13 protein-coding genes are annotated in these 12401 nt (G+C 72.7%); 9 read left to right on the top strand and 4 right to left on the bottom strand.

Translation table 11 applies throughout. The features are described from left to right. Window positions 1-95 precede the first annotated feature (95 nt). Both ROT00_RS07070 and ROT00_RS07075 read right to left on the bottom strand, forming a co-directional pair. Window positions 96-431 carry a DMT family transporter gene (locus ROT00_RS07070; protein WP_404773513.1) on the bottom strand — a complete coding sequence of 112 codons (336 nt, stop codon included), beginning with the start codon at window positions 429-431 and terminating at the stop codon, window positions 96-98. Window positions 432-493: 62 nt separating this feature from the next. Continuing rightward, window positions 494-2782 (bottom strand): LLM class flavin-dependent oxidoreductase, encoded by a 2289-nt coding sequence (locus ROT00_RS07075; protein WP_404773515.1) that lies wholly within the window; start codon window positions 2780-2782, stop codon window positions 494-496. Between the two features lie 119 nt (window positions 2783-2901). On the opposite strand from ROT00_RS07075, the gene ROT00_RS07080 reads away from it, so the two are divergent. Continuing rightward, window positions 2902-3309 (top strand): winged helix-turn-helix transcriptional regulator, encoded by a 408-nt coding sequence (locus tag ROT00_RS07080; RefSeq protein ID WP_404773516.1) that lies wholly within the window; start codon window positions 2902-2904, stop codon window positions 3307-3309. Between the two features lie 90 nt (window positions 3310-3399). Here the strand turns inward: ROT00_RS07080 and ROT00_RS07085 are convergent, their stop codons facing one another. After that, window positions 3400-4317, bottom strand: a complete 918-nt coding sequence (locus ROT00_RS07085) for a DNA-3-methyladenine glycosylase family protein (RefSeq protein ID WP_404773518.1) — start codon at window positions 4315-4317, stop codon at window positions 3400-3402. A 456-nt stretch (window positions 4318-4773) separates the two neighbouring features. Here ROT00_RS07085 and ROT00_RS07090 point away from each other — a divergent pair, with 456 nt between their 5' ends. The 5 genes from ROT00_RS07090 to ROT00_RS07110 all read left to right on the top strand — a co-directional run bounded on the left by ROT00_RS07090 (window position 4774) and on the right by ROT00_RS07110 (window position 9646). Beyond that, window positions 4774-5328 carry a hypothetical protein gene (locus ROT00_RS07090; protein ID WP_404773520.1) on the top strand — a complete coding sequence of 185 codons (555 nt, stop codon included), beginning with the start codon at window positions 4774-4776 and terminating at the stop codon, window positions 5326-5328. Between the two features lie 137 nt (window positions 5329-5465). Further along, complete coding sequence (locus ROT00_RS07095) at window positions 5466-6347, top strand: peptidoglycan-binding domain-containing protein (RefSeq protein WP_404773522.1); 882 nt, start codon at window positions 5466-5468, stop codon at window positions 6345-6347. Beyond that, window positions 6341-6952, top strand: a complete 612-nt coding sequence (locus ROT00_RS07100; protein WP_404773526.1) for an ATP-binding cassette domain-containing protein — start codon at window positions 6341-6343, stop codon at window positions 6950-6952. The genes ROT00_RS07095 and ROT00_RS07100 overlap by 7 nt, the downstream gene beginning before the upstream one ends. A gap of 11 nt (window positions 6953-6963) precedes the next feature. Beyond that, the gene (locus ROT00_RS07105; RefSeq protein WP_404773528.1) at window positions 6964-8043 is read left to right on the top strand and encodes a hypothetical protein; all 1080 of its coding nucleotides are present in this window, start codon (window positions 6964-6966) and stop codon (window positions 8041-8043) included. 244 nt (window positions 8044-8287) lie between these two features. After that, window positions 8288-9646, top strand: coding sequence for a pyridoxal phosphate-dependent decarboxylase family protein (locus ROT00_RS07110; RefSeq protein WP_404774062.1), 1359 nt, complete (start codon window positions 8288-8290; stop codon window positions 9644-9646). Window positions 9647-10008: 362 nt separating this feature from the next. On the opposite strand, the gene ROT00_RS07115 is transcribed toward ROT00_RS07110, so the two are convergent. Next, the gene (locus ROT00_RS07115; protein WP_404773530.1) at window positions 10009-10578 is read right to left on the bottom strand and encodes a GNAT family N-acetyltransferase; all 570 of its coding nucleotides are present in this window, start codon (window positions 10576-10578) and stop codon (window positions 10009-10011) included. A 150-nt stretch (window positions 10579-10728) separates the two neighbouring features. Between ROT00_RS07115 and ROT00_RS07120 the strand changes: the two genes are divergently transcribed. The 3 genes from ROT00_RS07120 (at window position 10729) to ROT00_RS07130 (ending at window position 12376) form a co-directional block, all read left to right on the top strand. Continuing rightward, window positions 10729-11049, top strand: coding sequence for a hypothetical protein (locus tag ROT00_RS07120; protein ID WP_404773532.1), 321 nt, complete (start codon window positions 10729-10731; stop codon window positions 11047-11049). Window positions 11050-11222: 173 nt separating this feature from the next. Then, a complete protein-coding gene (locus tag ROT00_RS07125) occupies window positions 11223-11360 on the top strand; it encodes a hypothetical protein (RefSeq protein ID WP_404773534.1) in 138 nt (45 codons plus the stop codon). Next, on the top strand, window positions 11357-12376 hold the full coding sequence (locus ROT00_RS07130; RefSeq protein ID WP_404773536.1) for an NAD(P)H-dependent flavin oxidoreductase: 1020 nt from the start codon (window positions 11357-11359) through the stop codon (window positions 12374-12376). Before ROT00_RS07125 ends, ROT00_RS07130 begins: the two co-directional genes overlap by 4 nt. Window positions 12377-12401 lie beyond the last annotated feature (25 nt).

Genomic DNA, 12401 nt, shown 5'->3' on the forward strand with positions numbered 1-12401 from the left:
GGCGCCGGGGCGTGGGGGCCGGGATGGGTGGGCGGGCGCGGGGGCGTGGCGGCCGGGATGGGTGGGCGGGCGAGGGGGCTTGGGGCCCGCCGGCGTCAGGCGTGCGCGGCCGAGTGCCCCGCGAAGACGTTCAGCACGATGACGCCCGCGATGATCAGGGCGATGCCGATGAGCTTCGGCACCGTCAGGCTCTCGCCGAGGAAGAGCACGCCGATCGCGACGATCGCCGCAGTTCCCACGCCCGACCAGATCGCGTAGACGATGCCGATCTCGAGCTCCCGCACCGCCTGCGCGAGCATCAGGAACGACACCCCGTAGCCGGCGAGCACGCCGACCGTCCACCACAGCTTCGTGAAGCCCTCGGTCTTGCCGATGAAGCTCGTCGCGGCGACCTCGAAGGCGATCGCGAGCGAGAGGTAGAGCCAGGCCATGCGGGTTCCCTTCCCGTGCGCCGGATGCCGGGCGCCGGGCACGCCGCGCTGGCGGGCCCGGCTCAGTCCGCCGGGGTCACATTCGCATTGTCGCGGAAGAGGTTGCCCGGGTCGACCTCCGATTTGATGCGCCGCAGGCGCTCGAGCGTCGCGGGCGGGAACGCCGCGGCGAGCCGATCGGGACCGCCCTCGGTCTCGAAGCTGAGGTAGGCGCCGGTCATGTGCGGCTCGAGCAGCTCGTTCCAGCGCTCGCTCGTGCGGCGGCTCGGGGTGCCGAAGGCGACCACCGAGAACTCCGCGTCGCGGTGCGCGTAGGCCGTGGCGTCGGCGGGCACGTCGTGCACGGCCCCGCCGGCGGCGCGCACCTGGAAGAAGTAGCTCGCGCCGCTCTCCAGGAACCGTGCCGCGTCGCGGGCGAACTCCGGCGTGAAGCGGCCGATCAGCCCGGTGCGGGCGAGCGGCTCCCCCTCCGCGCTGTGGCTCGCGTCGCTCGCGTTCGAGACGATGGCGCGGTAGCTCGTGAAGCGCACATCCTGCGCGACGAGCTGGGCGACGTCGGCGAGCGGGTTCAGCCGCTCGAGCACGGTGTCGGCGTCGTCGGAGTCGACCACCACGAGCACGTGCGCGAGGGGCGGGCGGCTCGCGCTGCCGGGCTGCACGATGAGGAAGCTCGTGAGGTCGCGCGGCGCGTCCACGACCCAGTCGCTCCAGGCGAGGAGGAACGCTTCTGTGTCGCTCGCGTCGAAGGTGAGCTGCCCGAACGCGAGCACGCCGACCTCGTCGACCTCGAACTCGAAGGCGGTGACGATGCCGAGGTTCGCCCCCGCGCCGCGCACGGCCCAGAACAGCTCGGGATGCTCCTCGGCGCTCGCGCGCACGACCCGGCCGTCGGCGAGCACGAGCTCCGCGGCGCGGAGGTGGTCGATCGTGAGGCCGTGCTCGCGCACGAGCCAGCCGATCCCGCCCGCGGTCGCGAGCCCGCCGACCCCGACGCCGCCGAAGTCCCCGGAGCTCAGGGCCCAGCCGTGCGGCTCGAGCGCGGCCGCGACGTCGGCCCAGCGCGCGCCCGGTTCGATGCGGACCAGGCGGGATGCCTCGTCGAGCACCTCGATGCGGCGCATCCGGGACAGGTCGATCACGATGCCGCCGTCGTTCGTCGACCGCCCGCTGATGCCGTGGCCCGCGCTGCGGACGCCGAGCGGGAGCTCGGGGTGGGCGCGCGCCACGGCGACGGCCTCGACGACCTCCTCGGTGCTCGCCGGTTGCAGGACGAGACCGGGGTCGCCGCCGCGCAGGTACGTCGAGCGCACCCGGGAGAACTTCGCGTCGCCGGGCTCGATGGCCGAGGCGGCGAGGGAGGCGGGCAGCCCGTCGTAGTCGATGCCGGGCCGACGCTTCGCGAGGGCCGCGGTGCTGCGGACGGCGCCGGCCGAGGCATCCGCTCCGAGTTCCCGCTCGACCGCCTCCCGCAGCGCGGGGGCGACCTCCTCGATGAAGCGCTGCATGCTCGACGGGTCGTCGCCGGCGAGGATGAAGGTGTCCGCGCCGTCCTCGACGACGAAGGGCAGCAGCTGCTCGACCCAGTCGGCGGGGGCGCCCTCGATCGCGCCGCCGCGGGCGCGCACGTCGCCGCCGCGCCCGCCGGTGAAGCGCCCGGCGACGTTCAGCAGCCGGCGGATCTCGGCGGGGTTCCGGCCCGCCTTCGTCGCGGCCTCGTCGATGCGCGCGGCGGAGTCGGCGTAGTCGACGGGCTGCAGATACGCGAGCGAGGGCAACCAGCCGTCGCCCGCCCGGCCGATGAGGCGGAGCATGCGGGGCTTCAGCGCGCCGATCCAGATGGGGATGTCGTGGGCGGGCGCCGGCCCGCGCTTCGCGCCGTCGACGCGGTAGTAGTCGCCCTCGACGGCGAAGCGGCCGCGCTCGGAGACGTCCCAGGTGCCGCGGATGATGCGGATGGCCTCGTCGAGCGCGTCGACCGCCTGGCCCGGGGTGAGCCGGCGGCCGCCGATCGCCTCGATCGCGTCCCAGAATCCGCCGGCGCCGAGGGCGAGTTCGAAGCGCCCGTCGCTCAGCAGGTCGAGGCTCGCGGAGGCGCGGGCGAGCACGGCGGGTTCGCGCTGCAGCGGAAGGTTCAGCACGTTGCCGGCGAGGTGGATGCGGCTCGTGCGGGCGGCCGCCCAGCTCAGCAGGGTCCAGGTGTCATGGAACGCGGGCTGGTACGGATGGTCCTGGAAGGTCACGAGGTCGTAGCCGAGCTGCTCGCTGAGCTCGGTGAGCTGCACCGCGCGCTGCGGCGGGTCGTTCACGGGCGTGACGAAGGTGCCGAACTGCAGTGGGCGTCCGTAGTGCATTCCATGCTCCGTTCCAGGCGGTCGCGTCCATCATGCTCGGATGGGGCGAGGCACGCATCCAGCAGGTAAGCTGCTTACTCGAAGGAAGTACCTTCACCGGATGGAACGGAGCTGCGACCATGGCGTATTCCCCGGACCCCGAGACGCGGGCCGACGAGCTCGACGCCCGCCGCTCGGCGCGGCTGCACGAGCTCGGGCACATCGACGACGAGGCGTGCCGCCGCTTCACGAGCGCGATCGAGTTCGCCGGCCGCAAGTGGAACGCCGCCATCCTGCTCGCCGGCGTCCGCGGGGCGCGCCGCTTCTCCGAGTACCGCGACACCGTCGCGGGCATCTCCGACCGGGTGCTCGCCGCCCGGCTCCGCGAGCTCGAGGCCGACGGGCTGCTCGAGCGGCACGTCCGCGCGACCACCCCCGTCTCGATCCGGTACACGCCGAGCCCCCGCGCCCTGCAGCTCATGGAGCTGCTGCAGCCGCTCGTCGAGTGGCAGGCCGGCGAGGAGGGCGCCGCCGGCCGGGTCGGCTGAGCGGAGGGGTCCGGCCGAGCGGAAGGGTTCGGCTGAGCTGAGTAGCCCGGCCGAGCGGAGCAGGCCGCCGGAGCAGCGCGAGCCGACGCCTCAGCGCGCGGTGTGGTCGACGAACGGCATCCGCGGTCCGCGCCGCGGGCGGCCCCGGTGGCCGGTGAGGCCGAGCAGGCGGATGACCCGGTAGCGCTGCCCCGACCACGGGGCGAGCGCGGCGAGCATCTCCTCGTCGCTCATGTCCCGCCCCTCGAGCGCGTGCCCGACGAAGTTCGCGAGGTGGAAGTCGCCGACCGAGACCGCATCGGCGTCGCCGAGCGCGCGCTGGGCGACCTCGGCCGCCGTCCAGGCGCCGACGCCGGGCAGCAGGGTGAGCCGGGCGTGCGCCTCGGCCGCCGTCATCCCGGCCGCCTCCTCGACGCGCGGCGCGACGGCCGCGACGCGCACGATCGTGCGGGAGCGCTGCGGGTCGACTCCGGCGCGGTGCCACTCCCAGCTCGGGATCATCCGCCATCCCTCCGCGCCGGGCGGCACGCGCATCGGGCGCGGCACCGGACCCGGGGCCGGCTCGCCGAAGCGGCGGAGCAGCACCCGCCAGGAGTCGTGCGCCTGCAGCGTGATGACCTTCTGCTCCAGGATGGCGGGCACGAGCGCCTCGAGCACCCGGCCGCTGCGCGGCACCCGCAGCCCCGGGTTGCGCCGGTGCGCCTCGGCGAGCGCGGGCAGTCGCGGCTCGAAGCCCGTCGTGTCGTCGCGTGCGCCGAGGAGATCCGGCGCGGAGGCGACGGCCTCGGCGGCGCCCGGGCCCCAGGCCTCGCAGCGGAACTCCCCCGGTGCGAGCTGGGAGAGCCGCATGGTGGCCGGGCCCGCCGGCATGCGCGTCGCACGCCAGACGGCCCGGTCGGGCGCGGTCAGGTAGGCGGGGTCGCCCGGACCGCGGCGGAGCGAGCCCACCGTCTGCTGCAGCTCGCTCGGGTGGGGCGCCCGCCAGTCGAGTCGTGCGTCCGCGGTCACCCGACCAGTGTGCGCCATGCCGCCGACCGCCGGCCTCTCCGACTTTCCGGCATACCAACTGATCGTCCTGTGGAGCTCTTTGTACGGAGAGACGGCGAGGCAGGTAGAGTCTGAGCGCACATGGCGGGATACCATTTCCGATCTTCGAAGGAGAACCGATGAGAGTTCGACGCACCCGGGCGACCGCCCTTCTCGGAGGAGCCGCTGCGGCGCCGCTGGGCGCCACCCTCATGACCGGCACCGCGTCCGTCACGTCGGCCGCGCCGGCGCAGTCGGCCACCTGCTACAACACCCAGCGCGATGCGACGTACAACACGCCCGGATGCTTCTCGGTGCGCCATTGGGTGACACGGAAGTCGACCGGTACTGCACGGACATACGGCGCATGGGCGGCATCAGGGGCACCAGCATGGTGATCAGTTATGTGGACTGGAAGAGCTCGGGCACCCAGGTATCGTGAACGCTCTCCGAATCGGCGTGGCCGTCGCCGCGCTGCTGCTGCTCGGCGGGTGTGCAGACACGACCGAGACTCCAGCCGACCTCGACGATGCGCCCGGATGGGACGATGAGCTCAGCGAACTGCGCGCGGGCGCCACGACGGATCTGGAACTGCTGATCCTCGAAGACGGCCGGATCACCGACGAGGAACTCGCCGCCGCCGAGGACGCCTTCCGCTCGTGCGCGGCCGGTGCCGGGTTCGAGGTCACCGAGCTCCAGCCCGGCGGGGGCTACACGATCGACGGCCCCTTCACCGAGGACGGTCCTCCTGCGCTCACCGCGTGCGAGGCGTCGTTCAACCGAACGTCCGGCCAGTACTGGCTCATGGAGCGGAACCCCGCCGGCATCGATGAAGCCGAACTCATGGTCGACTGCCTCGTACGTGCAGGTGTCCTCGACGCGGACATCACCCGGAGCGAATACCTCGAGGCGCTCGGCACGCCGCCGCTGACACCGGGCGCGCCGGAGTTCGCGCGATGCAACGCGGAGCCGGCGACCGCGTACGTCGAATGAGTCCCCGGCCAAGCTGGCCCGCGATCGCCGTCCTGGCGGTCACTGCGGCGTGCGCGGGAGCAGTGGCGGCCTTCCTCATCCTCCCTGCCGAAACGCCCGCCGCTCTCGCGAGCGCCGATCCCCTGGGCGAGACAGCGGTGACCGATCGCGAGTTCTTCGACGAGCGCCCAGTCTCGGTCGCGATCGAGCCGACGCCCGACCTCGCGGTCCTGAGTACGACAGCCGGCGTCGTGACCATGCTCGACTGCCGACGCGGAGCAACCATCGAGTCCGGATCTGTGCCGATCGCGGTCGACGGCCGCCCCCGCTTGGCGCTCTCGACCACCACTCCTCCCTGGCGCGATCTCGAAGCGGGCGCGGAGGGACCCGACGTCCTCGCCCTGCAGGAGGAGCTCCAGCGCCTCGGGTTCCCGGTCGTCGCCGATGGCGAGCTCGGCGCCGCATCGATCGCCGCAGTGGAGCTCCTGCGAACCGGCGTCTCCAGCGGGGCACGCGAGATCCGAGCATCCGACCTGCTCTGGTTCCCTGCACGAACGGCGACGATCAGGTCCTGCGGCGCCACGCTCGGCGCCCCGATCGAAGTCGGAACCACGCTCTTCGACCTGCCCGGACGAGCTGCGTCGGCGACGATCACGGACTACCCGGGCGATCTGCTTCCCGGCGACCGCGCCATCGTCGTGGACGGGACGCGCTTCGACATCGCCCCCGGCGGCCTCGTGGACGAAGCGGAGGCCGTCGCAGCGTTGGAGGCCGCGGCCCGCGCACGGGCGGCGGAGTCCGGCGAGGGGGCAGGAACCGTGACGGTCGCACTGATCCTGCGCGAGCCGGCGACCGTCGGCGCGATCCCGCCGGGTGCGCTCTACGACGTGGTGGCCGACCGGGGCTGCGTGATCTCCGAGGGTCGGCCGGTCCGCGTGCGACCGGTCGCGTCGCAGCTCGGCCACGTGTTCATCGCACCCATCGACGGCCGATTGCCGCGGTCGGTGCAGATCGCCCCCTCGGGAGATCGGCCGTGCTGATCTCGCTCGAGCGCGTCACGCATGCGTTCACCGGCGGCCACGAACTGTTCCAGCCCATCACGGCGTCGTTCGCACGCGGCGAGATGGTCGCCGTCACCGGGCGCTCCGGGGCGGGCAAGAGCACCCTGCTCGCCATCCTCGCCGGTTCCCTCCGACCTTCGTCCGGCGAGATCCGATGGAGCGAGGAGTGCCGGGTGTGCTGGATCGCTCAGCGTCCACGCGGCGTGCCCGGCCGCTCCGCGCTCGACCACGTCGCCCTCCCGGTCCTCGCGACGGGAGCGCGGCGACTGGAGGCCGAACGACGCGCCGCCGAACTCCTCGACCGCGTCGGACTGAGCGGCGCGTCCTCGCAGCCGTTCGAGACGCTGTCCGGCGGGCAGGCGCAGCGACTGATGCTGGCCCAGGGTCTCGCCGCCGCGCCCGACATCCTTCTCGTCGATGAACCGACCGCGCAGCTCGATCAGCGGACTGCGGCGGAGGTCGACGCGGTGCTCGGCCTCCTTGCCGCTGCCGAGCTTCTGGTCATGGTCGCGACGCACAGCGCCGCAACACGAGCGAGCTGCTCCCGCGAGCTGACGCTCGAGCATCACGTTCCATCCGAGTGAGGGCACTTCCCATGCGATTGGACACCCTGCTGACGGAAGCGTGGCGCAACACGATCTCCGGCGCCGCGCGAGCCGTGCCGATCTGGGTGGCGCTCGTGTTCATCACCTTCCCGCTGCTCGTCGCGGAGGGGGCGGCCACGCGCGCCGCCATCGACGAAGCGATCGCCTATCGCCTCTCCGGAGCAGCGATCACGACGTTCCGGGCGGCGGACGCGATCGACGGGCCGACGTGCGACGTCCTCGGGTCCACGTCGGGCGTGACGTCGGCCGGCGCACTTCGGGCGGTCGATGCGGCCGTCTCGCCCCTCGCGCTCCCGGGGTCGACCATTCCGACGTTCGAGACGACGCCCGCGTTCCCTGCGCTCCTCAGCGCGGCGAACACCGATGGCCGGGCTGGTGGAGCCTTCGTCTCCCGCGCCGTCGCAGACCGACTCGGCGTGTCGGCCGGTGAGGACCTGCCGCTCGCCTCCGGCGAACGACTCGCCGTGGCTGGGATCTACGATTGGCCGGATGACGGCCGTCGACCAGGACTCGGCTTCGCCGTGGTGATTCCGACGATCGGTCGGGAACCGTTCGACGAGTGCTGGGCCACGACCTGGCCGGAGTCCGAGCAATTGGCAGCGCTCCTCCGCTCCTCGGCGATTCCTGATCGGATCGACCCGGCTTCGCCTCCAGTCCTCTCTGCGGTCAACGACACCCTCGGCAGCGAGTTCCGAGGGGACGAACGCTTCCCCGCGCGCGTCACCCGGCTGGCGCCGCTCGCGGCACTCCTGGCCGCCGCCGTCACTCTCGCGGTCGCGGTGCACTCCCGGAGGTACGAGCTCGCCCATGCCCGGCACCTCGGCGTGCGGAGAGCTGATCTGCTCGCGATCGTGCTCGCCGAGCTCGCCTTCGTCCTCGTGGCGGTCGCCCTGCCATCGATCCTCGCAGCAGCCTTCCTCGCACACGGCCCGGCGCCGGACCGCGCCGCCGTGTTCGACGCTGCGATCCGCGTCCTGGCCGGGACCGCCGTCGGGGCGTTCACCGGCGGCGCGGGCGCGGCCCTCACGACACGCGCAAGCGCACTCGCGTCGGCGCACTCGGCGCGGTAGGGCCCTCGCAACCGGCTCAGCAGTTCCGGAAAGACGCAGTTCTTCATTCGTATTGCTTGCCTTTCCGCGAGTATTTTGCGTATGCGGCGAGTTTCATGCGTGGAAGTTGCGTGAGCGCCGGGAACGGTTCAGACTTGCCGATGCCATCGAGAGGACACCCATGGGCACCGCAGCCGACGCATCCGCCAGCACCACCCCCGACGCCGGGACCACCGCTCCGTCCGAGGCCGTCGACCCCACGCGGATGCACGCCGTCACCGCCGAGACCGAGGCCATCGTCGACCTCGTGCTCGACTACTCGCGCCGCCGGCTGCTCTCGACCGACACCCCGCTCGACAAGCCCGCGACCGAGACCGAGCTCACCCGGCTCGCCGGCCGCACGATCGACGAGCAGGGCATCGGCGCGACCCGGGCGCTCTCGGTGTTCGAGCACGTGCTCGCGCCGGCCTGCATCACGATCGACCACCCCCAGTACCTCTCGTTCATCCCCGCCGCGCCCACGAAGGCGGCGATGGCCTTCGACCTCGTGGTCTCGGCGTCGAGCCTCTACGGCGGCAGCTGGATGGAGGGTTCCGGCGCCGTGCACGCCGAGAACGAGGTGCTGAGCTGGCTCGCGAAGGAGTTCGAGCTGCCGGCCGGAGCCGGCGGCGTGTTCGTGCAGGGCGGCACCATCGGCAACCTCTCCGCCCTCGTCGCGGCCCGCGAGGCCGCCCGCGAGCGCCGCGCCGCGGCCGGGCTGCCCGCGCCGGCCCGGTGGAAGCTCGTCTGCAGCACCGAGGCGCACTCCTCCAACAAGTCCGCCGCGAAGGTCATGGACGTCGAGCTCGTGCTCGTCCCGGCGGGCGCCGACGGGCGGCTCCGCGGCGCTGCCGTCCGGGCCGCGCTCGAGGAGCACGGCGACGACGTCTTCGCGGTCATCGCGACGACCGGATCGACGAACTTCGGCATCATCGACGACGTCGCCTCGATCGCGGCGCTGAAGGACGACTTCGACTTCTGGCTGCACATCGACGGCGCCTACGGCCTGACCGGCATGCTCTCCCCCGTGGCACGCGCGCGGTACGCGGGCGTCGAGCGCGCCGACTCCGTCATCGTCGACCCGCACAAGTGGCTGTTCGCCCCGTTCGACGCCTGCGCGCTGATCTACCGCGACCCCGAGATCGGCCGTCGCGCACACACCCAGCACGCTGAGTACCTCGACACCCTCACGGGCAAGCCGGAGTGGAGCCCGTCCGACTACGCGGTGCAGCTCACCCGGCGGCCGCGCGGCCTGCCGTTCTGGTTCTCGCTCGCGAGCTACGGCGCCGCCGCGTACCGGGCGGCGATCACGAACGCGCTCGAGCTCGCGCAGCGCATCGCGGAGGAGATCCGCTCGCGCCCCGAGCTCCGACTCGTGCGCGACCCGGAGCTCTCGATCGTCGTCTTCGAGCGGGAGGGCTGGACGATGGACGACTACGAGCGCTGGTCGTCGCGCCTGCTCGAGGAGCAGCGCGCCTTCGTCACTCCGAGCTCGCACGACGGGCGGCCGAACACCCGCTTCGCGATCGTCAACCCGATGACGACCTTCGAGCAGCTCGTCGGCATCCTGGACTCGATGAACTGAGCCGAGCGGTCCCGGCGCGCAACCCGCCGTGGGCGGCAGTGCGCCGGAGCGGCGGTGCGCCGGGGGCCGCCCGCCGCATCGTCGGGACCCGATCACCCGGCGGTGGCGGGGCCAGCCCGGCCGGCACCGTCATGCCGCGAGCGCGGCGCGCGCGGGCTGCGGCAGGAGGGAGTCGCCGCATCACCCGCGTCGCGCCGCCATCGCATCCGAACCGATGCGATCGTGCTCGTCGACACGTTCCAAGGCTGCGCGCCGAGCCTATGACCGGGCTATGACGGGGGCTCGGATCCGCTGTGAACCCGGCGGATCGCAGGCACCCCGCTCCAAGGCATCCGCCTGAGGCATCCCCCAGAGACACCCGCTCAGAGACACCCGCTCAGAGACACCCGCTCAGAGCGGACGCACGTATCGCAGCTCGTGCAAGCCGTCGACGCTCCCGCCCTCACCGAACTTCTCGGCGCCGTCGCGCGCCAGCCGTGCCGCTCGTAGAAGCGGATGGTCCGTGCGTTGCCGTCGAGCACCCAGAGGTAGGCGTCGGTCCAGCCGGTTGCGGCGAGCTCCTGCTGCGCCCGTTCGATCAGCGCATTGCCGACTCCGCGCGACCACCTCGTCGGCTCGACGTACAGCCCGGCGAGCTCGCCGAGCTCGCCGGCGTCGTCGTCCCGTCCGCCGCCGAAGCTCGCCCAGCCGCGGATCACTCCGTCGAGTTCGGCGATGAGCAGGCGATGCGCGACATCACCATAGCCGCCCGGCGCCTCCCCGGCCAACGAACGGGTGATCCAGTTCCGCCACATCTCCGTGCGGGCGTCGACGCTCTGCCGGTCCAGGACCGCCTGGTCGATCAACCCCGCGTAGGCGACCCGCCACGCGTTCACATGAACAGCGGCGACCCCCGCCGCGTCGTCGACCGTCGCCCATCGGATGCTCAGCATCCGACGACGCTACCGGAGACGCGCTCAGTGACCCGGGAGGAGCATGTCGCACGTCGACAGACGTTCAGTGTTCACCCTGATGCGGCGCACTCGGGAACATCGGTGAATGAAACCTGGGTCCGGGGAACTCGTGAAAGGAACTCCGCACCCATGAAGCAGCTCACCAAATTCACCGCGACCGGCGTCCTCGTCAGCGCATTCGTCTTCGGAATGCCGGCGATCGCTGCGCACGCGGAAACGCCCGCTCCCCCCGCACCGGTCGGTCCGGTCGGTGACCCGAACGTTCCGACGGTGTGGACCAAGCAGAACGACTCGAGCACTCCGAGCGGGGTGAATGTCTACGTCAGTCTCTGGGGCCAGGCGGTCTACACGGATGCCGACCTCGGACCTGCCTTCGGCGGGAGCTTCGCGGACATCATCAGGGAAATTCAGCGCTCCCGCGAGCTCCTGGATATCCCTGAGACGCTCTAGCGGCCTCGGCAGACGCGCCGAAGGGCGGTGCACCACTCGGAGCGCCGCCCTTCGTCGTGTGCGGGGGCGATGACCCCGAGGACCCGGCGTTTGCGCACAGCCATCCCGGCGCCCGCGTCATACGGCGCGAGGGAAGCGTAGCGTGGGGGCATTGGCCAGGACAGGAGGCCGCCATGCGACAGGACTGCGACGAGCTCCTCGTCGAACGCCCGCAGCTCACCGTGAACTTCCCCGAATCCGGCCAGTGGCAAATTGTCTCCGCCGACCCAGTCTTCCTGCGCTGGGCGGCCGAGCAGGAGGTGCAGCCGTGACCCGTCTCTCGACCCAGTGGTCCGCCTCGCTCGGGCTCCGCGTCCCCATCGTCGCCGCCCCCATGGGCGGGGTCGCCGGCGGCCGCTTCGCGCACGCGGTCTCGCGCGCCGGCGCGCTCGGCATGATCGGCATGGGCAGCGCGGGATCGGCGGCGAAGCTCGCGACGCAGCTCGCGGAGTTCGGAGCCGCGGATGCCGCGACGGACGCCTCGGACGCCTCGGATGAGGCATCCGCTCCGCCCTTCGGTATCGGACTCGTGCACTGGGGGCTCACCCGCGACCCCGAGCTGCTCGACACCGCGCTGGCGGCCCGGCCGCACCTCGTCTCGATCGGCTTCGCCGAGCGCTTCGACTGGGTGGAGCGGGTGCACGCCGTCGGCGCGCTCGCGGCGACCCAGGTGTACACCCCGGCCGAGGCCGTCGTCGCGGCCGATGCCGGCGTCGACGTCGTCGTCGCGCGCGGCAGCGAGGGCGGCGGGCACGGCGACCCGCGGATGGGCGCGCTCAGCCTCCTCGACGCGGTGCTCGACGCCATCGGCGGACGTGCGACGGTGCTCGCGGCCGGCGGGGTCTCGTCCGGCCGGAGCCTCGCCGCCGTGCTCGCGGCCGGTGCCGACGGCGCCTGGGTCGGCACGGCGCTGATGGCGAGCCCCGAGGCGCTCACGCCGGACTCGGCCCGACCGGTGCTGCTCGCCGCCTCGGGCGACGACACCGTGAACACGAGCGCCGCCGACGCCGCACTCGGACTGCCCTGGCCGGAGCGCTTCCCCGAGCGGGTCGTGCGCAACGCCTTCGTCGAGGAGTGGGCGGCGCGGGTCGACGAGCTCCGCGGCTCCGGCGACGCGCTCGACGGGTTCCGCGCCGAGTTCACGGCAGCGAACTCGGCCGGCGACCACCGCCTCGTCCCCGTCGACGCAGGCGAGGGCGTCGGCCTGCTGCGCTCGGTGCGGCCGGTGGCCGAGATCCTCGACGAGTTCGGGCGGGATGCCGTGGCGCTGCTCCGCCGCTGGGCGTGAGCCGACGGCTCCGGGCGTGCACGGT

Source organism: Agromyces mediolanus (genome assembly GCF_044917495.1).
Lineage (GTDB): Bacteria > Actinomycetota > Actinomycetes > Actinomycetales > Microbacteriaceae > Agromyces > Agromyces mediolanus_B.